General features: G+C 56.2%; 29 protein-coding genes. 2 read left to right on the top strand and 27 right to left on the bottom strand.

Going from position 1 to position 18,844, the window contains the following annotated elements:
- The first annotated feature begins 94 nt into the window (after positions 1-94).
- Positions 95-778, top strand: a complete 684-nt coding sequence (locus N1078_RS08350; RefSeq protein WP_274087719.1) for an OmpW family outer membrane protein — start codon at positions 95-97, stop codon at positions 776-778.
- 58 nt (positions 779-836) lie between these two features.
- Here N1078_RS08350 and N1078_RS08345 read toward each other — a convergent pair whose 3' ends face one another.
- Genes N1078_RS08345 through N1078_RS08330 form a run of 4 tightly spaced genes read right to left on the bottom strand, consistent with a single transcriptional unit; the run spans position 837 to position 4,572 of the window.
- Complete coding sequence (locus tag N1078_RS08345) at positions 837-1,772, bottom strand: NAD-dependent epimerase/dehydratase family protein (RefSeq protein WP_274087718.1); 936 nt, start codon at positions 1,770-1,772, stop codon at positions 837-839.
- A complete protein-coding gene (locus N1078_RS08340) occupies positions 1,765-2,649 on the bottom strand; it encodes a sugar nucleotide-binding protein (RefSeq protein WP_274087717.1) in 885 nt (294 codons plus the stop codon). Before N1078_RS08340 ends, N1078_RS08345 begins: the two co-directional genes overlap by 8 nt.
- Positions 2,650-2,671: 22 nt before the next feature.
- Positions 2,672-3,166, bottom strand: a complete 495-nt coding sequence (locus N1078_RS08335) for a single-stranded DNA-binding protein (protein WP_274087716.1) — start codon at positions 3,164-3,166, stop codon at positions 2,672-2,674.
- Positions 3,167-3,183: 17 nt separating this feature from the next.
- Complete coding sequence (locus tag N1078_RS08330) at positions 3,184-4,572, bottom strand: MFS transporter (protein WP_274087715.1); 1,389 nt, start codon at positions 4,570-4,572, stop codon at positions 3,184-3,186.
- A gap of 135 nt (positions 4,573-4,707) precedes the next feature.
- On the opposite strand from N1078_RS08330, the gene uvrA reads away from it, so the two are divergent.
- A complete protein-coding gene (gene uvrA / locus N1078_RS08325; RefSeq protein ID WP_274087714.1) occupies positions 4,708-7,542 on the top strand; it encodes an excinuclease ABC subunit UvrA in 2,835 nt (944 codons plus the stop codon).
- A gap of 58 nt (positions 7,543-7,600) precedes the next feature.
- Here uvrA and bfr read toward each other — a convergent pair whose 3' ends face one another.
- The 23 genes from bfr to rplV all read right to left on the bottom strand — a co-directional run bounded on the left by bfr (position 7,601) and on the right by rplV (position 18,841).
- On the bottom strand, positions 7,601-8,065 hold the full coding sequence (bfr, locus tag N1078_RS08320; RefSeq protein WP_274087713.1) for a bacterioferritin: 465 nt from the start codon (positions 8,063-8,065) through the stop codon (positions 7,601-7,603).
- Between the two features lie 186 nt (positions 8,066-8,251).
- On the bottom strand, positions 8,252-8,638 hold the full coding sequence (gene rplQ, locus N1078_RS08315; RefSeq protein WP_160347644.1) for a 50S ribosomal protein L17: 387 nt from the start codon (positions 8,636-8,638) through the stop codon (positions 8,252-8,254).
- 42 nt (positions 8,639-8,680) lie between these two features.
- Positions 8,681-9,682 carry a DNA-directed RNA polymerase subunit alpha gene (locus N1078_RS08310; RefSeq protein ID WP_136665573.1) on the bottom strand — a complete coding sequence of 334 codons (1,002 nt, stop codon included), beginning with the start codon at positions 9,680-9,682 and terminating at the stop codon, positions 8,681-8,683.
- Between the two features lie 22 nt (positions 9,683-9,704).
- Positions 9,705-10,325 (bottom strand): 30S ribosomal protein S4, encoded by a 621-nt coding sequence (rpsD, locus tag N1078_RS08305; protein ID WP_274087712.1) that lies wholly within the window; start codon positions 10,323-10,325, stop codon positions 9,705-9,707.
- Between the two features lie 17 nt (positions 10,326-10,342).
- Positions 10,343-10,732, bottom strand: a complete 390-nt coding sequence (rpsK, locus tag N1078_RS08300; protein ID WP_013789773.1) for a 30S ribosomal protein S11 — start codon at positions 10,730-10,732, stop codon at positions 10,343-10,345.
- A gap of 30 nt (positions 10,733-10,762) precedes the next feature.
- On the bottom strand, positions 10,763-11,119 hold the full coding sequence (gene rpsM / locus N1078_RS08295; protein ID WP_274087711.1) for a 30S ribosomal protein S13: 357 nt from the start codon (positions 11,117-11,119) through the stop codon (positions 10,763-10,765).
- Between the two features lie 130 nt (positions 11,120-11,249).
- A complete protein-coding gene (rpmJ, locus tag N1078_RS08290) occupies positions 11,250-11,366 on the bottom strand; it encodes a 50S ribosomal protein L36 (RefSeq protein ID WP_014854209.1) in 117 nt (38 codons plus the stop codon).
- Between the two features lie 26 nt (positions 11,367-11,392).
- The gene (gene secY, locus N1078_RS08285; RefSeq protein ID WP_090243123.1) at positions 11,393-12,721 is read right to left on the bottom strand and encodes a preprotein translocase subunit SecY; all 1,329 of its coding nucleotides are present in this window, start codon (positions 12,719-12,721) and stop codon (positions 11,393-11,395) included.
- A complete protein-coding gene (gene rplO / locus N1078_RS08280) occupies positions 12,722-13,156 on the bottom strand; it encodes a 50S ribosomal protein L15 (RefSeq protein WP_090243121.1) in 435 nt (144 codons plus the stop codon). It lies immediately after the preceding gene.
- Positions 13,157-13,159: 3 nt separating this feature from the next.
- Positions 13,160-13,336, bottom strand: coding sequence for a 50S ribosomal protein L30 (rpmD, locus tag N1078_RS08275; protein WP_003186033.1), 177 nt, complete (start codon positions 13,334-13,336; stop codon positions 13,160-13,162).
- Between the two features lie 2 nt (positions 13,337-13,338).
- On the bottom strand, positions 13,339-13,839 hold the full coding sequence (gene rpsE, locus N1078_RS08270; protein WP_274087710.1) for a 30S ribosomal protein S5: 501 nt from the start codon (positions 13,837-13,839) through the stop codon (positions 13,339-13,341).
- A gap of 3 nt (positions 13,840-13,842) precedes the next feature.
- Positions 13,843-14,193, bottom strand: coding sequence for a 50S ribosomal protein L18 (rplR, locus tag N1078_RS08265; protein ID WP_079204532.1), 351 nt, complete (start codon positions 14,191-14,193; stop codon positions 13,843-13,845).
- Between the two features lie 10 nt (positions 14,194-14,203).
- Positions 14,204-14,737, bottom strand: a complete 534-nt coding sequence (rplF, locus tag N1078_RS08260) for a 50S ribosomal protein L6 (protein ID WP_090243104.1) — start codon at positions 14,735-14,737, stop codon at positions 14,204-14,206.
- A gap of 13 nt (positions 14,738-14,750) precedes the next feature.
- Positions 14,751-15,143: a 30S ribosomal protein S8 gene (rpsH, locus tag N1078_RS08255; protein ID WP_090243103.1), complete on the bottom strand. Its 393-nt coding sequence runs from the start codon at positions 15,141-15,143 to the stop codon at positions 14,751-14,753.
- Between the two features lie 182 nt (positions 15,144-15,325).
- Positions 15,326-15,631: a 30S ribosomal protein S14 gene (rpsN, locus tag N1078_RS08250; protein ID WP_090243102.1), complete on the bottom strand. Its 306-nt coding sequence runs from the start codon at positions 15,629-15,631 to the stop codon at positions 15,326-15,328.
- A gap of 13 nt (positions 15,632-15,644) precedes the next feature.
- Complete coding sequence (gene rplE, locus N1078_RS08245; protein ID WP_274087709.1) at positions 15,645-16,184, bottom strand: 50S ribosomal protein L5; 540 nt, start codon at positions 16,182-16,184, stop codon at positions 15,645-15,647.
- A 20-nt stretch (positions 16,185-16,204) separates the two neighbouring features.
- Positions 16,205-16,519 (bottom strand): 50S ribosomal protein L24, encoded by a 315-nt coding sequence (gene rplX, locus N1078_RS08240; RefSeq protein WP_274087708.1) that lies wholly within the window; start codon positions 16,517-16,519, stop codon positions 16,205-16,207.
- A gap of 11 nt (positions 16,520-16,530) precedes the next feature.
- Entirely contained in the window at positions 16,531-16,899 is a 369-nt protein-coding gene (rplN, locus tag N1078_RS08235; RefSeq protein ID WP_014854220.1) for a 50S ribosomal protein L14, read from the bottom strand.
- 23 nt (positions 16,900-16,922) lie between these two features.
- Positions 16,923-17,189 (bottom strand): 30S ribosomal protein S17, encoded by a 267-nt coding sequence (gene rpsQ, locus N1078_RS08230; RefSeq protein WP_090243097.1) that lies wholly within the window; start codon positions 17,187-17,189, stop codon positions 16,923-16,925.
- Positions 17,190-17,191: 2 nt separating this feature from the next.
- Entirely contained in the window at positions 17,192-17,383 is a 192-nt protein-coding gene (gene rpmC, locus N1078_RS08225) for a 50S ribosomal protein L29 (protein WP_002555481.1), read from the bottom strand.
- Entirely contained in the window at positions 17,383-17,796 is a 414-nt protein-coding gene (gene rplP / locus N1078_RS08220) for a 50S ribosomal protein L16 (RefSeq protein ID WP_042552939.1), read from the bottom strand. The genes rpmC and rplP overlap by 1 nt, the downstream gene beginning before the upstream one ends.
- Before the next feature lie 12 nt (positions 17,797-17,808).
- Positions 17,809-18,495 carry a 30S ribosomal protein S3 gene (gene rpsC, locus N1078_RS08215; protein WP_069519907.1) on the bottom strand — a complete coding sequence of 229 codons (687 nt, stop codon included), beginning with the start codon at positions 18,493-18,495 and terminating at the stop codon, positions 17,809-17,811.
- 13 nt (positions 18,496-18,508) lie between these two features.
- Positions 18,509-18,841 (bottom strand): 50S ribosomal protein L22, encoded by a 333-nt coding sequence (rplV, locus tag N1078_RS08210; protein ID WP_003210077.1) that lies wholly within the window; start codon positions 18,839-18,841, stop codon positions 18,509-18,511.
- Positions 18,842-18,844 lie beyond the last annotated feature (3 nt).

Genomic DNA, 18,844 nt, shown 5'->3' with positions numbered 1-18,844 from the left:
TAACTACTTTATTGAGCTGGATCAACAGCCGCTTTTTCTCGCGCCTTAAAATCACACCCAGCGAATACGAACCGACGCTTTATGGGAGCACACCATGCGCACTTCACTCTTTACCGCCTCACTGCTGGCCCTGGCTATTGCCGCCCCACTGGCGCATGCGCACCAGGCTGGCGATATCATCGTGCGTGCCGGCGCGATTACTGTTGCTCCTAACGAAAGCAGCAGCAATATCAGCACTGCAGCTACTGGCTCGCTGGCTGGAAATAAAGCCACACTGGATAGCGACACACAGCTGGGCCTGAACTTCGCTTATATGGTCACCAACCAGATTGGTATTGAACTGCTGGCTGCAACACCCTTCAGCCATACAGTAGGCGTCAAGGGCACTGTGGTAGAAAACCTTGTGCCTAGTGGCAAACTTGCAGACATCAAGCACTTACCACCAACCCTGAGTGCAATTTACTACCCAATGGATGGCAACTCAGCGTTCAATCCTTATGTGGGTATCGGGATCAACTACACCACTTTTTTTGATGAAGACCTCAGTGGTGAAGCAAAATCCGCCACCTTCTCGAACCTGAAGCTAAAAGACTCTTGGGGCTTGGCCGCGCAAGTGGGTATGGACTACATGCTCAGCGACAACCTGATGCTTAACGCTCAAGTTCGCTATATCGATATTGACACCACTGCAACAGCAGACTCGGCGCTCGGCAAAGTTAAAGTCGATGTTGATATTGATCCCTGGGTCTACATGGTCGGCCTGGGCTATAAGTTCTAAGCCTGAGCACCATAAAAAAACCGGCCTTGATGGCCGGTTTTTTTCGTTTAGCGAGGCGTCAAGGCTGCGCCAACAATCGACGTAAACCCTCGCGTATCGAAGTAGCTGACGGCAGCTGATAGTGCGCTTGCAAACGCTGATTATCAGCCCGCGAATGACGAATATCGCCCGCACGCGCCGCCTGGTAACTAACGGCAGGCAAGCCACCGCACAGCTCGCCAATTTCGGCCAGCAACTGGTTCAAGCTAACGGCCTGGTTCCAGCCGACATTTACCGCCCCCGCCACCACGTGCGGTGCATTCAGCGCCTGCATCAGCAGTATCACCAGATCGGCGACAAAGAAGAAATCACGGGTCTGCTCGCCATCACCAAACACACTAATCGGCAAACCCTGCTGGGCGCGCTGAGTGAAGATGCTGATGACGCCCGAGTACGGCGAAGACGGATCCTGGCGCGGCCCGAAGATATTGAAGAAGCGAAAGATCGCTGGCTCCAAACCATGCTGGCGACGATAGAAATCCAAGTAATGCTCACTGGCCAACTTATCAGCCGCATAGGGCGTCAGCGGGGCCTTGGCCGTATTTTCATCAATAGCCTGGCCTTCGCCATTATTGCCATAGACCGCCGCACTGGAGGCGAACAGCACGCGCTTAACGCCATGCAAGCGCATCGCCTCGCAGACATTTAGGGTGCCGACAAAATTGCTCTGGTGAGTGCTCACTGGGTCGTCCACCGAGGCTTGCACTGAAGCAACCGCCGCTAAGTGCGCCACCGCAGCGCAACCCGCCACCGCCTGGGCCACGATAGCCGCGTCGGCTACATCGCCCTGGATAAACTGCAACCGGGGATTATCCAGCGGCAGGTTGGCCAACCTGCCCATCGACAGGTTGTCCAGCACGCGTACGCAGCGTCCTTGTGCCAACAAGGCATCAACCAAGTGCGAACCGATAAAGCCGGCGCCACCTGTAATCAAAATAGGTCGGGAATCAGACATGGCGATAATAACGATCCAGCAGGCTCGGCAAGCCCGAGCGCCAAGCGCGCGGTTTAATACCGAAGGTGTGCAGAATTTTCTTACACGACAGCACCGCATGTTGCGGCTCTTCAGCGGCATCCACACGCGCGCTGTGGGCCTGGGGGCTCAACTCTTCGATGAGATTGCTACGGAAGTTGCGCGCCTCGCTGAGCACCGCCTGCCCGAGCGCCAACGATGTCGTCGCCTCATGCCCACCATAGTGGTAAGTACCCCACAAGGGCGTTTGGCAATCCAGTTGTTTCAGCACGGCAATAATCACGCGAGCGGCATCATCAACCGGCGTCGGATTGCCCCGCCGGTCATCCGCCAACAACAGCGGCGAATCCTCGGCAGCACGAACCAGGAAGCGCCCCAGCAAACCATTGGCGCTGTCGTCGAGCAGCCAGCCAAAACGCAACAACACATGGCGCGGACAGATGGCGCGCACGTGCTGCTCGAAACGCCACAGTGCCTGCCCACGCACGCCAAGCGGCTGCGGCTCCTCCTTCTCGCTGTAGGCCGTCGCGCGTACACCATCGAAAACGCGGTAACTGGACGGTTGCAGCAAGCGTATCTGGTGGTGCTGACACAGCTCGGCAAGGCGCTCCACGGAGCGCTCTTGGGCAGAAAACTGCGCCTCGCTTACGGCTTCGGCCTGGAACCAGTCGAAGTAGTAAGCAAGGTTGATCAGGGCATCGGGCCGGTTCTCGTCCAGCAACTGAGTCAGGCTGGCAGGATCCCAGCCTGACTCAGGCGGTTTGGGCGCGAGAAAACTAATGTCTTCTTCGGCGCCGAGACGGATTAACGCCTGCCCCAGCGCATTACCGCCACCTAGCAGCATCAGCCGCATACGCATAATTGAGCGCTGACTCAGCTAATCAGAACGGAATATCGTCATCAAAGCTGTCGAAATCCGGCGCAGGCTGAGCCGCCGGTTGTGGTGCCGGACGCGGAGCGGCTTGCTGTGGTGCGCGCTGCGGCGCAGCAGGACGCTGCTGACGCGAAGCAGAATCACCACCGGTGTTGTCTGGACGGCCGCCCAGCAGCTGCATGGTGCCCTGCATATCCACAACGATTTCAGTGGTGTAACGCTTGATGCCGTCTTTTTCCCACTCGCGGGTTTGCAGTTTGCCTTCGATATAGACCTGCGAACCTTTGCGCAGGTATTCGCCGGCGATCTCCGCGACCTTGCCGAACATCGAAACGCGGTGCCATTCGGTCTTTTCGACCTTCTGCCCGGTTTGCTTGTCGGTCCACTGCTCGCTGGTGGCCAGGCTCAGGTTGGTAACCGCGTTGCCGTTTGGCAGGTAGCGGGTTTCCGGGTCCTGTCCGCAGGTGCCGACCAGAATGACTTTGTTAACCCCACGGGCCATAACGTTCTCCTAAGCTTTCAGCACGTCGCCGGCGCCGGCTCTAGGAGGCGCTCGAGGGACGTACGATCCAATTGTTGGGTATCCACTTTGATATAGATGGCCGCTTCATCGCGCGCCACTACGGCATCCGCCACTCCGGGCACTGCCTGTAAACGCTCGGCCAGTCCAGCTTCTTGCAACGCTGCCGCTGAAAGCGGCAGGCGCAGGCTGGTTACATACGGCGGTTCGCGCATAGTAACAGCAAAGGCTAGCCAAAAAAGAGCCAGTAAGGCACAGCCCGCAAACACGCCCGACAGACTGTAGTGCTGATACAGCCAACCACCAAGGATGCCGCCGATAGCCGCGCCAAGGAACTGGCTAGTGGAATACACGCCCATCGCCGTCCCTTTGCCGCCAGCCGGTGCAACCTTGCTGATCAGCGACGGCAACGAAGCTTCCAGCAGGTTGAATGCCGTGAAGAACACCACCGTACCGAGCACCAGCGCGCGCAGACTGGTGCCGAACCACCAGAAGAACAGCTCACACAGCAGCAGCACCATCACCGCACCGAGTAGCACATGCTTCATCCGGCGTTTTTTCTCGCCATAAATGATAAACGGCACCATGCCGAAGAAACCCACCAGCAGCGCCGTCAGATAGACCCACCAGTGCTCTTCCTTGGCCAACCCGCCCTGCTCCACCAATGCCAAGGGCAAGGCGATAAAACTAGCCATCAAGATTGCATGCAGCACCAGAATGCCGAAGTCCAGGCGCAACAAGTCCGCATTTTTAAGGGTCGGCACTAACGCCCGCTTATTCACCCCGGACTCGCGATGCTGCAACGGCCCGGCGGAAGAAGGCACGAGCCCCGCGACAATAACAATACCCAGCAGCGCCATGGCGGCGGTGGCAAGAAACAACCCCGACAAACCAAAGGCGCGGGTTAGCAGCGGCCCCACCACCATCGCCACGGCAAAGGACAGGCCGATGCTCATGCCGATCATCGCCATGGCCTTAGTCCTGTGCTGCTCGCGGGTAAGGTCGGAGAGCAACGCCATCACCGCCGCAGAAATCGCGCCAGCTCCCTGCAGCACACGCCCGGCAATCACCCCGTAGATCGAATCGGCATTGGCCGCCAGCAGGCTACCGGCGGCAAATATCACCAGCCCCGCATAGATCACCGGACGGCGACCGATACGGTCACTGAGCATGCCAAAAGGAATCTGCAAAAACGCCTGTGTCAGCCCATAGGCACCGATGGCCAGGCCGATTAGCGCCGGCGTACTGCCCTGCAATTCCATGCCATAGGTCGCCAGCACGGGCAGCACCATAAACATACCGAGCATGCGGAACGCGAACACCAGCGCAAGGCCACCGGCCGCGCGGGTTTCACTGCCGCTCATACGCTCGCTGTGCGGATCATGCATGGGAAAGACCCTGAATAAAGAGGCGGCGATTCTACCAGCACTCAATCGATGCGGCACAGCAGTGACGCTTTGCCGCGTTCGCCTTTGGCCCCGTATACTCGGTGGTTTTCCGCCCGCCATGCGAGGCCGCTGTTTGTGGACAAGATTCTGATCCGGGGTGCCCGCACCCATAACCTGAAGAATATCGACCTGACCCTGCCGCGCGACAAGCTGATCGTGATTACCGGCCTGTCTGGCTCCGGCAAGTCATCACTGGCTTTTGACACCCTCTACGCCGAGGGCCAGCGCCGCTATGTCGAATCACTCTCGGCCTACGCTCGGCAATTTTTGTCGATGATGGAAAAGCCCGATGTCGACACCATCGAAGGCCTCTCGCCGGCGATTTCCATCGAGCAGAAATCCACCTCACACAACCCGCGCTCCACCGTCGGCACCATCACCGAGATCTACGACTACCTGCGCCTGCTCTACGCCCGCGCCGGTGTTCCGCGCTGCCCGGACCATGACCTGCCGCTTGAGGCACAAACCGTCAGCCAGATGGTCGATCAAGTGCTGGCCCTGCCCGAAGGCAGCAAGCTGATGCTGCTGGCGCCGATTATTCGCGAGCGCAAGGGCGAACACTTGGCGGTATTCGATGAACTGCGCGCACAGGGGTTCGTGCGTGTGCGGGTCAACGGCAAAATTTATGAGCTGGACGAGCTGCCGAAACTCGACAAGCAAAAGAAGCACAGCATTGATGCGGTGGTCGACCGCTTCAAAGCGCGCGGCGACTTGCAGCAGCGTCTCGCCGAGTCGTTCGAGACGGCACTGAAGCTGGCCGACGGTCTGGCGTTGATCGCCCCAATGGAAGGCGAGAGCGGTGAAGAAATCATTTTCTCTGCGCGCTTCGCCTGCCCGACCTGTGGCCACTCAATCAGTGAGCTTGAACCCAAGCTGTTCTCGTTCAACAACCCGGCTGGCGCCTGCCCGACCTGTGACGGCCTGGGCGTTAAGCAATTCTTCGACATCAAACGCCTGGTGAACGGCGAGATGACCCTGGCCGAGGGTGCAATCCGCGGCTGGGACCGACGTAACGTCTATTACTTCCAAATGCTCGGCTCCCTCGCTGCGCATTACGGATTCAGCCTGGAAGTACCGTTTGATGAGCTCAGCGCCGAACACCAGAAGTGCATCCTGTTCGGCAGCGGCGCGCATAACGTCGACTTCAAGTACCTCAACGACCGTGGCGATATCGTCAAACGCTCGCACCCATTCGAAGGCATCGTGCCGAACCTGGAGCGGCGCTACCGCGAAACCGAATCCACCAGCGTGCGCGAGGAGCTGGCCAAGTTCCTCAGCACTCAAGCCTGCCAGGACTGCCGCGGTACGCGCCTGCGCCGCGAAGCGCGGCACGTGTGGGTCGGCGAGAAAACCTTGCCCTCCGTGAGCGGCATGCCGATCGGTGACGCCACCGAGTACTTCGGCAGCCTGGCCTTGCCTGGCCGGCGCGGTGAAATTGCCGAAAAAATCCTCAAGGAAATTCGCGAGCGCCTGCAGTTTCTGGTCAACGTCGGCCTCGATTACCTGACCCTGGACCGCAGCGCCGACACCCTGTCCGGCGGCGAAGCGCAACGCATTCGCCTGGCGAGCCAGATCGGCGCCGGCCTGGTCGGGGTCATGTACATCCTCGACGAACCCTCTATTGGCCTGCATCAGCGCGACAATGAGCGCCTGCTCGGCACACTGCGCCACCTACGTGACATCGGCAACACGGTGATCGTGGTCGAGCACGACGAAGACGCCATTCGCATGGCCGATTACGTGGTCGATATTGGCCCAGGCGCTGGCGTGCACGGCGGCCAGATCGTCGCCCAGGGCACCGCCGCTGAAGTCATGGCCCACCCGGACTCGCTGACCGGCAAGTATCTCTCGGGCCGCGTAAAAATTGCCGTACCGGCCAAACGCACGCCACGAGACAACACCCTTTCGCTGAAGATTAAGGGCGCGCGCGGCAACAACCTGCGCAATGTCGACCTGGAGATCCCGATTGGCTTGCTGACCTGCGTGACAGGTGTATCCGGCTCGGGCAAATCGACACTGATCAACAACACCCTTTATCCGCTGAGTGCCACTGCGCTCAACGGCGCCACTACCCTAGAAGCCGCCGCCCACGACAGCATCGATGGCTTGCAGCATTTAGATAAAGTGGTCGACATCGACCAAAGCCCGATCGGCCGCACGCCACGCTCGAACCCGGCGACCTATACCGGCCTGTTCACACCGATCCGCGAACTGTTCGCGGGCGTGCCGGAGTCGCGCTCGCGCGGTTACGGGCCTGGGCGCTTCAGCTTCAACGTCAAGGGCGGGCGCTGCGAGGCCTGCCAGGGCGACGGCTTGATCAAGGTGGAGATGCACTTCCTGCCGGACATCTATGTGCCTTGCGATGTGTGCAAGAGCAAACGCTACAACCGTGAAACCCTGGAAGTGAAGTACAAGGGTAAAAGCATCACCGAAGTACTCGACATGACTATTGAGGAAGCGCGACTGTTCTTCGATGCTGTGCCGGCGCTGGCGCGCAAGCTGCAAACCCTCATGGATGTTGGCCTGTCCTATATCAAGCTGGGGCAGAGCGCGACCACCCTGTCCGGCGGCGAGGCGCAGCGCGTCAAGCTGAGTCGCGAGCTAAGCAAGCGCGACACCGGCAAGACGCTGTACATCCTTGATGAGCCAACCACCGGCCTGCACTTCGCCGATATCCAGCAACTACTCGACGTGCTGCACCGCCTGCGCGACCACGGCAACACCGTGGTGGTGATCGAGCACAATTTGGACGTGATCAAGACCGCCGACTGGCTGGTGGATCTCGGCCCAGAAGGCGGCTCCAAGGGCGGTCAGATTATTGCGGTCGGTACACCCGAGGAAATCGCCGAAATGGCGCAGTCGCATACGGGTTACTTCCTCAAACCGCTACTGGAGCGTGATCGCGACTAACCTCGCACACTACAAAAAAGCCCCGCACAAGCGGGGCTTTTTATTATCAGTTGCAACCTTACATCTGCGCCTGCAGGTAGTTCTCTAGACCAATCCTGTCGATCAGTCCTAGCTGCACTTCCAGCCAGTACGCATGATCTTCTTCCGTGTCCTTGAGTTGCACCAGCAGGATGTCGCGGGTCTGATAATCCTGATGGTGCTCGCACAGAGCAATACCTTTGCTCAGTGCGGCGCGCACGTGATATTCCAGCGCCAAGTCGAGATTGAGCATCTCAGGCACTGCTTGGCCAAAACGGAAGCTATCCGGAACCATGTCCGGCGTACCTTCGAGAAACAGAATCCGCTTGAGGATGGCATCGGCGTGCTGGGTCTCCTCTTCCATTTCATGGTTGATGCGCTCGTACAACTTTTTGAAGCCCCAATCCTCATACAGGCGCGAATGCACGAAATATTGATCACGTGCCGCCAGCTCACCTTTAAGCAGCATTTTCAGGTAATCGATGACTTCTACATGGCCTTTCACGGGGCATTTCCTTAAACGAGCGGTACAGGCGTTAATGCTGGCCTCACGCAGCGCATGGGTCAAGCACAAAGCTAGAATCTAGACGACCACAGGTGCTTAGCGGCGCTCAGTACAGCAGGTGGGCGACGCTTATTTCACACATAAAAAAACCGGGCCAAGGCCCGGTTTTTTTATGCAACCTACAACTTACTCAGCGTCTACAGCTGCACCAGCGACCGGACGGTCAACCAGCTCAACATAAGCCATTGGAGCATTGTCGCCAGCGCGGAAACCGCACTTGAGAATACGCAGGTAACCGCCCTGACGGGTGGCATAGCGCTTGCCCAGGTCGTTGAACAGCTTACCAACGATAGCTTTCGAACGTGTACGGTCGAAGGCCAGACGACGATTGGCAACGCTGTCTTCTTTAGCCAGAGTAATCAGCGGCTCGGCAACGCGACGCAGCTCTTTGGCTTTCGGCAGAGTAGTTTTGATCAGCTCATGCTCGAACAACGATACCGCCATGTTCTGGAACATGGCCTTGCGGTGTGCGCTGGTGCGGCTGAGGTGACGGCCACTTTTACGATGACGCATGGTTCAATTCCTTACCAAACTCACGTTCGGTGATGATGACGATCAGGCAGTCGCCTTATCGTCTTTCTTCAGACTTGCCGGCGGCCAGTTGTCGAGGCGCATACCGAGGGAAAGACCGCGAGAAGCCAGAACATCCTTGATTTCAGTCAGGGACTTCTTGCCCAAGTTCGGCGTTTTCAACAGTTCCACTTCGGTGCGCTGAATCAGATCACCGATGTAGTAAATGTTTTCTGCCTTGAGGCAGTTAGCCGAACGAACAGTCAATTCCAGGTCATCAACCGGACGCAGAAGGATCGGATCGATCTCGTCTTCCTGCTCGATAACAACAGGCTCACTGTCACCTTTGAGGTCGACGAACGCAGCCAGCTGCTGTTGCAGGATGGTTGCAGCGCGGCGAATAGCCTCTTCAGGATCCAGAGTACCGTTGGTCTCTAGGTCGATAACCAGCTTGTCCAAGTTAGTACGCTGCTCAACACGAGCGTTTTCCACCACATACGACACACGGCGTACCGGGCTGAACGAAGCATCCAGCTGCAAGCGACCAATGCTGCGGCTTTCATCTTCATCGCTCTGACGAGCGTCAGCCGGCTCATAGCCGCGACCACGAGCGATGGTCAGCTTCATGTTCAGCGCGCCAGTGGAAGCCATATTGGCGATTACGTGGTCGCCATTGACGATTTCGACATCGTGATCCAGCTGAATATCGGCAGCGGTAACTACGCCCGAGCCCTTCTTCGCCAGAGTCAGTGTCACTTCGTCACGACCGTGCAGTTTGACAGCCAGACCTTTCAGGTTGAGCAGGATTTCAATGACATCTTCCTGAACACCTTCGATGGCGCTGTACTCATGGAGTACACCGTCAATCTCGGCCTCAACTACTGCACAGCCAGGCATAGAGGACAACAAGATGCGTCGCAGCGCGTTGCCCAGGGTGTGGCCAAAGCCACGCTCGAGAGGCTCGAGAGTGATCTTGGCGCGGGTCGGACTGACCACCTGCACATCAATGTGACGGGGGGTCAGGAACTCATTTACCGAAATCTGCATGGATGCACCTATTTTCTAGCCCTTACTTGGAGTAGAGCTCGACAATCAGGCTTTCGTTGATGTCGGCGGAGAGATCACTGCGAGCCGGAACGCTTTTGAAAACGCCAGACTTTTTCTCAGTGTCTACATCTACCCATTCAACGCGGCCACGCTGAGCACACAGCTCGAGAGCTTGAACAATGCGCAGCTGATTCTTCGCCTTCTCGCGAACTGCAACGACGTCGCCAGCTTTAACCTGGTAGGACGGAACGTTTACAGTATTGCCGTTTACGCTGATCGACTTATGCGATACCAGCTGACGGGATTCAGCGCGAGTAGAGCCGTAGCCCATACGATAAACCACGTTATCCAGACGGCACTCGAGCAGTTGCAGCAGGTTCTCACCAGTAGCGCCTTTCTTGCCGGCAGCTGCTTTGTAATAACCGCTGAATTGACGCTCAAGCACACCGTAGATACGACGAACTTTTTGCTTTTCACGCAGCTGAGTACCGTAGTCGGACTGACGACCACGACGCTGACCGTGAATACCTGGGGCTGCTTCGATGTTGCACTTCGATTCCAGAGCGCGTACACCGCTTTTCAGGAAAAGATCTGTGCCTTCACGACGAGACAGTTTGCATTTGGGACCAATGTAACGAGCCATTTCTCACTGTCTCCTGATTACACGCGACGCTTCTTCGAAGGACGGCACCCGTTGTGCGGGATAGGCGTCACATCGGTGATGCTGGCGATCTTATAACCACAGCCGTTCAAAGCACGGACAGCGGACTCACGACCCGGACCGGGACCCTTAACGTTAACGTCGAGGTTCTTCAGGCCGTATTCCAGCGCAGCTTGACCAGCACGTTCTGCAGCCACCTGGGCGGCGAACGGGGTGCTTTTACGCGAGCCGCGGAAACCCGAACCACCAGAGGTAGCCCAGGACAGAGCATTGCCCTGACGGTCAGTAATGGTCACGATTGTGTTGTTGAACGAAGCGTGGATGTGGGCGATGCCATCAACCACTGTCTTTTTGACTTTCTTACGAGTACGAGCAGCAGGTTTTGCCATGACTAAATTCCTGTCGATGCGCGAATGCGATTACTTGCGGATCGGCTTACGCGGGCCCTTACGGGTACGCGCGTTGGTCTTGGTACGCTGACCGCGAACCGGCAGACCGCGACGATGACGCAGACCACGGAAGCAACCCAGGTCCATCAAACGCTTGATTTTCATGTTCACTTCACGACGCAGGTCGCCTTCGGTATTCACCTTGGCTACTTCGCCACGCAGCTGCTCGATCTGCTCATCAGAGAGATCTTTGATTTTTGCAGCCGGATTAACGCCGGCGGCAGCACAGACTTTCTGTGCAGTAGTGCGACCAACACCATAGATGTAGGTCAACGAGATAACAGTGTGCTTGTTATCCGGAATGTTAACGCCTGCAATACGGGCCATTCAGTGGAACTCCAATTGACAGCTACCTACGCCCCGGAAGCCAAGAAATAGGGCGCGAGATATTAACGCTGTAAAAACAAATAATCAACCCGGCAGCGCACTAGCTGCCGGGCTTATCACTTCTTCACAATCAGCCTTGGCGCTGCTTGTGACGCGGCTCCGCACTGCAAATAACGCGAACAACACCTTCGCGACGAACAATTTTGCAGTTACGGCACAGCTTTTTCACCGATGCACGAACTTTCATCACCAACTCCTCGAACCTTATGGACTTCAGCGCAGCATGCCGCTGCCGTAGCCCTTCAGGTTGGCTTTCTTCATCAGGGATTCGTACTGGTGCGAAACGAGGTGCGATTGTACTTGCGACATGAAGTCCATCACAACCACTACCACGATCAGCAACGAAGTCCCGCCAAGATAGAACGGTACGTTGGCAGCCACCACCAGAAACTGGGGCAACAAGCATACGGCCGTCATGTACAGAGCACCGAACATGGTCAAACGCGTCAACACGCCATCGATATAGCGCGCCGACTGCTCGCCTGGACGGATACCGGGAATAAAGGCACCGGACTTCTTCAGGTTCTCCGCTACGTCTTTCGGGTTGAACATCAGCGCTGTATAGAAGAAGCAGAAAAATACGATCCCTGCACTAAACAGCAAAATGTTCAACGGCTGACCAGGAGCGATAGCCTGTGAAATATCCTGCAGCCAGCCCATACCCTCAGACTGACCAAACCAGGCACCCAGCGAAGCCGGGAATAACAGAAGGCTGCTGGCGAAAATAGCCGGGATAACCCCTGCCATATTCACCTTCAACGGCAAGTGGCTTGTCTGCGCAGCAAAGACCTTGCGGCCCTGCTGACGCTTGGCGTAATGCACCGCAATGCGACGCTGACCACGCTCAATGAACACCACGAAACCGATAATCGCTACTGCCAGCAAACCGATGGCGATCAAGGCAAAGATATTGATATCACCCTGACGAGCAGACTCGAAAGACTGCCCAATCGCCGACGGCAGACCGGCCACGATGCCTGCAAAGATCAGCATCGAAATACCGTTGCCAACACCACGCTCAGTGATTTGCTCGCCCAGCCACATCATAAACATCGCACCCGCCACAAACGTGGTGACTGCAACGAAGTGGAAGCCGAAATCGACCGTAAACGCTACGCCCTGACTGGCCAACCCGACGGACATGCCGACTGCTTGGACAATAGCCAGGACGAGGGTGCCGTAGCGGGTGTACTGGCTAATCTTACGACGGCCAGCTTCACCTTCCTTCTTCAACTGCTCCAACTGCGGGCTAACAGCTGTCATGAGCTGCATGATGATCGACGCCGAAATATACGGCATGATCCCCAGTGCAAATATGCTCATGCGCTCCAACGCGCCGCCGGAAAACATGTTGAACAAGCTAAGAATGGTCCCCTCATTCTGTCGAAACAGGTCCGCCAGCCGATCAGGATTAATACCGGGAACCGGGATGTGTGCACCTATCCGATAGACGATAATCGCCATTAACAGAAAGCGCAGACGAGCCCAGAGCTCGGATAACCCGCCATTGCTGAGCGCTGAGAGAGCACCTTGCTTAGCCATTTATTCCTCGAACTTACCGCCAGCTGCTTCGATAGCCGCGCGCGCACCTTTGGTGACGGCGATACCTTTAAGGGTGACTGCCTGAGTAACTTCACCGGACAGCATGACTTTCACACGCTGTACGTTTTGGTTGATCAGGTTGGCATCCTTCAGCGACTGCAGAGTAACAATGCCGCCTTCGATTTTATTCAGCTCGGAAGTACGCACTTGCGCACGGTCCATAGCTTTCAAAGAAACGAAACCGAACTTTGGCAGACGACGGTGCAGAGGCTGCTGACCGCCTTCGAAACCCGGAGCAATGGTGCCACCGGAACGGGAGGTTTGACCTTTGTGGCCACGGCCACCAGTCTTACCCAAACCGCTACCGATACCACGGCCCGGACGGTGCTTCTCGCGACGGGAACCCGGCGCAGGACTCAGATCGTTCAGGTACATGTATTAACCCTCGACTCGCAGCATGTAGTAAGCCTTGTTGATCATCCCGCGATTCTCGGGAGTATCCAAAACTTCTACGGTGTGACCGATGCGACGCAGACCCAAACCTTTAACGCAAAGTTTATGGTTGGGGATACGGCCGGTCATGCTTTTGATCAGCGTAACTTTTACGGTAGCCATGATTAGAGAATCTCCTCGACGCTCTTGCCACGCTTAGCCGCAATAGAACCTGGCGACTGCATTGCTTTCAAACCTTTGAAAGTGGCGTAAACCACGTTTACTTGGTTAGTCGAGCCGTAGCACTTAGCCAAAACGTTCTGCACACCAGCCACTTCCAGAACAGCACGCATAGCGCCGCCGGCAATGATACCGGTACCTTCAGAAGCAGGCTGCATGTACACCTTAGAAGCGCCATGGTTAGACTTAATGGCGTACTGCAAGGTGGTACCGTTCAGGTCTACCTGGATCATGTTGCGACGAGCAGCTTCCATCGCCTTCTGGATGGCAGCTGGCACTTCACGGGACTTGCCACGGCCAAAACCGACGCGACCCTTACCATCACCCACCACGGTCAACGCGGTGAAAGTGAAGATACGGCCACCTTTAACGGTTTTAGCAACGCGGTTTACCTGTACCAGCTTCTCGATATAGCCTTCGTCGCGCTTTTGGTCGTTATTTGCCATAACTTAGAACTCCAGCCCGCCTTCACGAGCAGCATCAGCCAGCGCCTGGACGCGGCCGTGGTACTTGAAGCCAGAACGGTCGAATGCAACCTGAGTTACACCAGCGGCTTTCGCACGCTCGGCAACCAGCTCGCCAACTTTCTTGGCCGCGTCAACGTTGCCAGTGGCGCCGTCACGCAGTGCTTTGTCCAAGGTAGAGGCACTGGCCAGAACCTTGCTGCCGTCGGCCGAAATGACCTGGGCATAGATGTGCTGCGAAGAGCGATACACGCAGAGACGCACAGCTTCTAGCTCGTGCATTTTCAGGCGTGCTTTGCGAGCGCGACGCAGTCGAGTAACTTTTTTGTCGGTCATTTGCTATGCCCTACTTCTTCTTGGCTTCTTTACGGCGGACGACTTCGTCAGCGTAACGAACACCTTTGCCCTTATAAGGTTCAGGACGACGGAAGTCACGAATCTCCGCAGCGACCTGACCAACCACTTGCTTGTCCGTACCCTTGATCAGGATCTCGGTCTGGTTGGGAGTCTCAGCCACGATGCCTTCCGGCAATTCGTACTCAATCGGATGGGAGTAGCCCAGAGAGAGGCTCAACACCTGACCTTTGGCTTGCGCCTTGTAACCAACGCCGACCAATTGAAGCTTACGCTCAAAGCCAGCGTGGACGCCGATCACCATATTGTTGACCAGAGCACGAGTAGTGCCGGCCATGGCGCGAGTCTGCTGATCACCATTGCGAGCAGCGAAACGCAGCTCACCGGCCTCATGCAGGACTTCAACGGACGAGTGAACATTCAGTTCGAGAGTGCCCTTGGCACCCTTTACCGAAAGCTGTTGGCCGGCGAGTTTGACCTCAACACCAGCTGGCAGCGTAACGGGGTTCTTAGCAACGCGAGACATGCTTATTCCCCCCTTAGAACACTGTGCAAAGCACTTCGCCGCCGACACCGGCAGCGCGCGCAGCGCGGTCCGTCATCACACCTTTATTGGTGGAGACGATGGAAACCCCGAGACCGCCACGAACTTTCGGCAGATCATCAGAGGATTTATATTGGCGAAGGCCTGGGCGGCTTACGCGCTTAACTTCTTCGATAACCGGACGGCCTTCGAAGTACTTCAGCTCGATGGACAGCTGCGGCTTAACTTCACCGCTGATCTGATAACCCGCAATATAACCTTCGTCTTTCAAAACTTTGGCTACAGCCACCTTCAACGTGGAAGACGGCATGCTTACGACGGACTTTTCAGCCATCTGGGCATTACGGATACGAGTTAGCATGTCCGCTAACGGGTCCTGCATACTCATGGGCTAGACGCTCCTGATACAAAAAGAATTAGCCTTGCGGCTACAGTCGCTGAGAATTCTTGAAAAAATCAAGCCAGGCTCAGGCGAGCCGAGCATTCTAGAGACTGATCAAAAATGAATCAAGCCCCAAAGGGGCTTGATTCACAGATAAGACAAAGCCGGCACTAGGCCGGCTCTGCTTTTTACCAGCTGGCTTTAACCAGACCTGGTACATCACCACGCATTGCAGCTTCACGCAGCTTGATACGCGACAGACCGAACTTGCGATAAACGCCGTGCGGACGACCGGTAATGCGGCAGCGATTACGCAGGCGCGAAGCGCTCGCGTCACGCGGCTGCTTCTGCAGCGCCACCTGAGCTTCCCAACGCGCTTCTGGACTGGCGTTCAGATCGGCGATGGTAGCTTTCAGCTCAGCACGCTTCTTAGCGTACTTTGCTACCGTTTGCTGACGCTTCAGCTCACGGTTTTTCATGCTGGTTTTGGCCATGATCCAACTCCAATCAGTTGCGGAACGGGAATTTGAAAGCACGCAACAAGGCGCGACCTTCATCATCCGAACGAGCGGTGGTGGTCAGGGTAATGTCCAAACCACGCAGAGCGTCGATCTTGTCGTAGTCAATTTCCGGGAAAATGATCTGCTCTTTAACGCCCATGCTGTAGTTGCCACGACCATCGAAGGACTTGGCATTCAGGCCGCGGAAGTCACGCACGCGCGGCAGGGAGATAGACAGCAGACGATCCAGGAACTCATACATCTTTTCGCGACGCAGAGTAACTTTGACGCCAATCGGCCAGCCCTCACGAACCTTGAAGCCTGCAATCGACTTACGGGCATAAGTCACAACGACTTTCTGACCGGTGATCTTTTCCAGGTCGGCTACAGCGTGCTCGATGATTTTCTTGTCACCGATTGCTTCGCCCAGGCCCATGTTAAGGGTGATCTTGGTGATGCGCGGAACTTCCATCACGTTCGCGAGCTTAAGTTCTTCCTTAAGCTTCGGCGCGATTTCTTTCCGGTAAATCTCTTTTAGTCGTGCCATGGTCTTCTACCTAGCAGTGTTCAAGCATCAACCGCTTTTTGGGTCGACTTGAAGACACGAATTTTCTTACCGTCTTCAACTTTGAAACCAACGCGGTCAGCCTTGCTGGTTTCGCCATTGAAAATGGCAACGTTAGAAGCGTGCAGAGGCGCTTCTTTCTCGATGATACCGCCCTGAACGCCCGACATCGGGTTCGGCTTGGTATGGCGCTTCACCAGGTTGATCCCACCAACGACCAAACGGTCGTCAGCGAGCACCTTCAGCACCTTGCCACGCTTACCTTTGTCTTTACCGGCGATCACGATGATCTCGTCGTCACGACGAATCTTTTGCATGTCGGATCTCCTTAGAGCACTTCAGGGGCGAGCGAGACGATCTTCATGAACTTCTCATTACGAAGCTCACGAGTCACTGGCCCAAAAATACGAGTGCCAATTGGCTCTTGCTTGTTGTTCAGCAGAACAGCAGCGTTGCCATCGAAGCGAATGATCGAGCCATCAGGGCGACGAACACCGTGACGAGTGCGGACTACTACAGCAGTCATCACTTGGCCTTTCTTCACTTTACCGCGAGGAATTGCTTCCTTAACGGTCACCTTGATGATATCGCCGATGCCAGCGTAACGACGGTGGGAACCACCAAGCACCTTGATACACATAACGCGACGAGCACCGCTGTTGTCAGCGACGTCGAGCATGGATTGAGTCTGAATCATATAATTTCTCCGACCCTTAGCCCTTAGACTTCCACTGCGCGTTCGAGGATCTCAACCAGCGCCCAAGACTTAGTCTTGGCTACGGGACGCGTTTCACGAATGGAAACTTTGTCGCCGATCTTGCTCTGATTGGTTTCGTCGTGCGCGTGCAGCTTGGTCGAACGCTTGACATATTTGCCGTAGATCGGGTGCTTAACGCGACGCTCGATCAATACGGTGATGGTCTTGTCCATCTTGTCGCTGACGACACGGCCGGTCAGCGTACGGACTGTTTTTTCGGCTTCAGCCATGATCACTTACCTGCCTGCTGGTTGAGCACAGTTTTCACACGAGCGATGTCGCGCTTAACTTGCGAGAGCAGGTGAGACTGCCCCAACTGGCCAGTTGCTTTCTGCATACGCAGATTGAACTGGTCGCGCAGCAGGCCGAGCAGTTGCTCGTTCAGCTGCTGTGCTGATTTTTCACGAAGTTCATTCGCCTTCATCACATCACCGTCCGCTTAACAAAAGTGGTGGCGAGCGGCAGCTTTGCAGCAGCCAGGGCAAAAGCCTCACGCGCCAACTCTTCGGAAACGCCTTCGATCTCATACAGGACTTTGCCTGGCTGGATCTGAGCTACCCAATATTCAACGCTACCCTTACCTTTACCCATCCGCACTTCGAGAGGCTTCTTGGTAACAGGCTTGTCCGGGAAAACGCGAATCCAGATTTTCCCGCCACGCTTAACGTGACGAGTCAGAGCACGACGAGCGGACTCAATCTGACGGGCGGTGAGACGACCGCGGGCAACAGACTTCAGCGCGAACTCGCCGAAGCTGACTTTGCTACCGCGCTGAGCCAGACCACGGTTGTGGCCGGTCATCTGCTTACGGAACTTCGTACGCTTTGGTTGCAACATTTGGCGTACCCCTTACTTAGCAGCTTTTTTACGAGGCGCAGGTGCTTGTGGTTTCAGTTCTTCTTTAAGGCCACCAATTACTTCGCCTTTGAAGATCCAAACCTTGACACCGATCACACCATAAGTGGTGTGCGCTTCGTACGTGGCATAGTCGATATCAGCACGCAGGGTGTGCAACGGCACACGACCTTCGCGATACCATTCGGTACGTGCAATTTCAGCACCGCCGAGACGACCGCTCACTTGGATTTTGATGCCCTTGGCACCAATACGCATGGCGTTCTGTACAGCGCGCTTCATAGCGCGACGGAACATCACACGACGCTCCAGCTGCTGAGCTACGCTCTGCGCAACCAGCATACCGTCGAGTTCCGGCTTACGGATCTCTTCGATATTGATGTGCACAGGCACACCCATTTGCTTGGTCAGGTCCTGACGCAGCTTCTCAACATCTTCACCTTTCTTACCGATAACGATACCGGGACGAGCAGTGTGTATGGTGATACGTGCAGTCTGAGCCGGGCGAGCAATGTCGATACGGCTTACGGACGCGCTTTTTAGTTTGTCTTGGAGATACTCACGCACCTTCAGATCAGCGAACAAATAGTCCGCATAAGTCCGACCGCTGGCGTACCAGACGGAGGTGTGCTCCTTGACGATTCCCAGGCGAATGCCAATGGGATGTACTTTCTGACCCATCTGATCGACTCCGTTACTTGTCCGCAACCTTGACAGTGATATGGCAAGACCGCTTGACGATGCGATCAGCGCGGCCTTTGGCACGCGGCATGATGCGCTTCAGCGAACGCCCTTCGTTGACGAAAACGGTACTGACCTTCAAGTCATCAACGTCTGCGCCTTCGTTGTGCTCGGCGTTGGCTACAGCCGACTCCAGCACTTTCTTGATGATCTCGGCGGCTTTCTTACTGCTGAAAGCCAGGAGGTTGAGCGCTTCGCCCACCTTCTTCCCGCGGATCTGGTCGGCGACCAAGCGGGCTTTCTGGGCGGAGATGCGAGCGCCCGACAACTTAGCGGCTACTTCCATTTC

Source organism: Pseudomonas sp. MIL19 (genome assembly GCF_028680365.1).
GTDB lineage: Bacteria > Pseudomonadota > Gammaproteobacteria > Pseudomonadales > Pseudomonadaceae > Aquipseudomonas > Aquipseudomonas spirodelae.
Note: the sequence above shows the minus strand (reverse complement) of the source record. Positions and strands in the feature narration are given on the sequence as shown.

What these genes read in the sequence shown, in the direction of transcription:
- N1078_RS08350 (WP_274087719.1), top strand. Translation starts at nt 95, where the DNA reads ATGCGCACTTCACTCTTTACCGCCTCACTGCTGGCCCTGGCTATTGCC.
- N1078_RS08345 (WP_274087718.1), bottom strand. Translation starts at nt 1,772, where the DNA reads ATGTCTGATTCCCGACCTATTTTGATTACAGGTGGCGCCGGCTTTATC.
- N1078_RS08340 (WP_274087717.1), bottom strand. Translation starts at nt 2,649, where the DNA reads ATGCGTATGCGGCTGATGCTGCTAGGTGGCGGTAATGCGCTGGGGCAG.
- N1078_RS08335 (WP_274087716.1), bottom strand. Translation starts at nt 3,166, where the DNA reads ATGGCCCGTGGGGTTAACAAAGTCATTCTGGTCGGCACCTGCGGACAG.
- N1078_RS08330 (WP_274087715.1), bottom strand. Translation starts at nt 4,572, where the DNA reads ATGCATGATCCGCACAGCGAGCGTATGAGCGGCAGTGAAACCCGCGCG.
- rplQ (WP_160347644.1), bottom strand. Translation starts at nt 8,638, where the DNA reads ATGCGTCATCGTAAAAGTGGCCGTCACCTCAGCCGCACCAGCGCACAC.
- N1078_RS08310 (WP_136665573.1), bottom strand. Translation starts at nt 9,682, where the DNA reads ATGCAGATTTCGGTAAATGAGTTCCTGACCCCCCGTCACATTGATGTG.
- rpsD (WP_274087712.1), bottom strand. Translation starts at nt 10,325, where the DNA reads ATGGCTCGTTACATTGGTCCCAAATGCAAACTGTCTCGTCGTGAAGGC.
- rpsK (WP_013789773.1), bottom strand. Translation starts at nt 10,732, where the DNA reads ATGGCAAAACCTGCTGCTCGTACTCGTAAGAAAGTCAAAAAGACAGTG.
- rpsM (WP_274087711.1), bottom strand. Translation starts at nt 11,119, where the DNA reads ATGGCCCGTATTGCAGGCGTTAACATTCCGGATAACAAGCACACTGTT.
- rpmJ (WP_014854209.1), bottom strand. Translation starts at nt 11,366, where the DNA reads ATGAAAGTTCGTGCATCGGTGAAAAAGCTGTGCCGTAACTGCAAAATT.
- secY (WP_090243123.1), bottom strand. Translation starts at nt 12,721, where the DNA reads ATGGCTAAGCAAGGTGCTCTCTCAGCGCTCAGCAATGGCGGGTTATCC.
- rplO (WP_090243121.1), bottom strand. Translation starts at nt 13,156, where the DNA reads ATGTACCTGAACGATCTGAGTCCTGCGCCGGGTTCCCGTCGCGAGAAG.
- rpmD (WP_003186033.1), bottom strand. Translation starts at nt 13,336, where the DNA reads ATGGCTACCGTAAAAGTTACGCTGATCAAAAGCATGACCGGCCGTATC.
- rpsE (WP_274087710.1), bottom strand. Translation starts at nt 13,839, where the DNA reads ATGGCAAATAACGACCAAAAGCGCGACGAAGGCTATATCGAGAAGCTG.
- rplR (WP_079204532.1), bottom strand. Translation starts at nt 14,193, where the DNA reads ATGACCGACAAAAAAGTTACTCGACTGCGTCGCGCTCGCAAAGCACGC.
- rplF (WP_090243104.1), bottom strand. Translation starts at nt 14,737, where the DNA reads ATGTCTCGCGTTGCTAAGAACCCCGTTACGCTGCCAGCTGGTGTTGAG.
- rpsH (WP_090243103.1), bottom strand. Translation starts at nt 15,143, where the DNA reads ATGAGTATGCAGGACCCGTTAGCGGACATGCTAACTCGTATCCGTAAT.
- rpsN (WP_090243102.1), bottom strand. Translation starts at nt 15,631, where the DNA reads ATGGCCAAAACCAGCATGAAAAACCGTGAGCTGAAGCGTCAGCAAACG.
- rplE (WP_274087709.1), bottom strand. Translation starts at nt 16,184, where the DNA reads ATGGCACGACTAAAAGAGATTTACCGGAAAGAAATCGCGCCGAAGCTT.
- rplX (WP_274087708.1), bottom strand. Translation starts at nt 16,519, where the DNA reads ATGCAAAAGATTCGTCGTGACGACGAGATCATCGTGATCGCCGGTAAA.
- rplN (WP_014854220.1), bottom strand. Translation starts at nt 16,899, where the DNA reads ATGATTCAGACTCAATCCATGCTCGACGTCGCTGACAACAGCGGTGCT.
- rpsQ (WP_090243097.1), bottom strand. Translation starts at nt 17,189, where the DNA reads ATGGCTGAAGCCGAAAAAACAGTCCGTACGCTGACCGGCCGTGTCGTC.
- rpmC (WP_002555481.1), bottom strand. Translation starts at nt 17,383, where the DNA reads ATGAAGGCGAATGAACTTCGTGAAAAATCAGCACAGCAGCTGAACGAG.
- rplP (WP_042552939.1), bottom strand. Translation starts at nt 17,796, where the DNA reads ATGTTGCAACCAAAGCGTACGAAGTTCCGTAAGCAGATGACCGGCCAC.
- rpsC (WP_069519907.1), bottom strand. Translation starts at nt 18,495, where the DNA reads ATGGGTCAGAAAGTACATCCCATTGGCATTCGCCTGGGAATCGTCAAG.
- rplV (WP_003210077.1), bottom strand. Translation starts at nt 18,841, where the DNA reads ATGGAAGTAGCCGCTAAGTTGTCGGGCGCTCGCATCTCCGCCCAGAAA.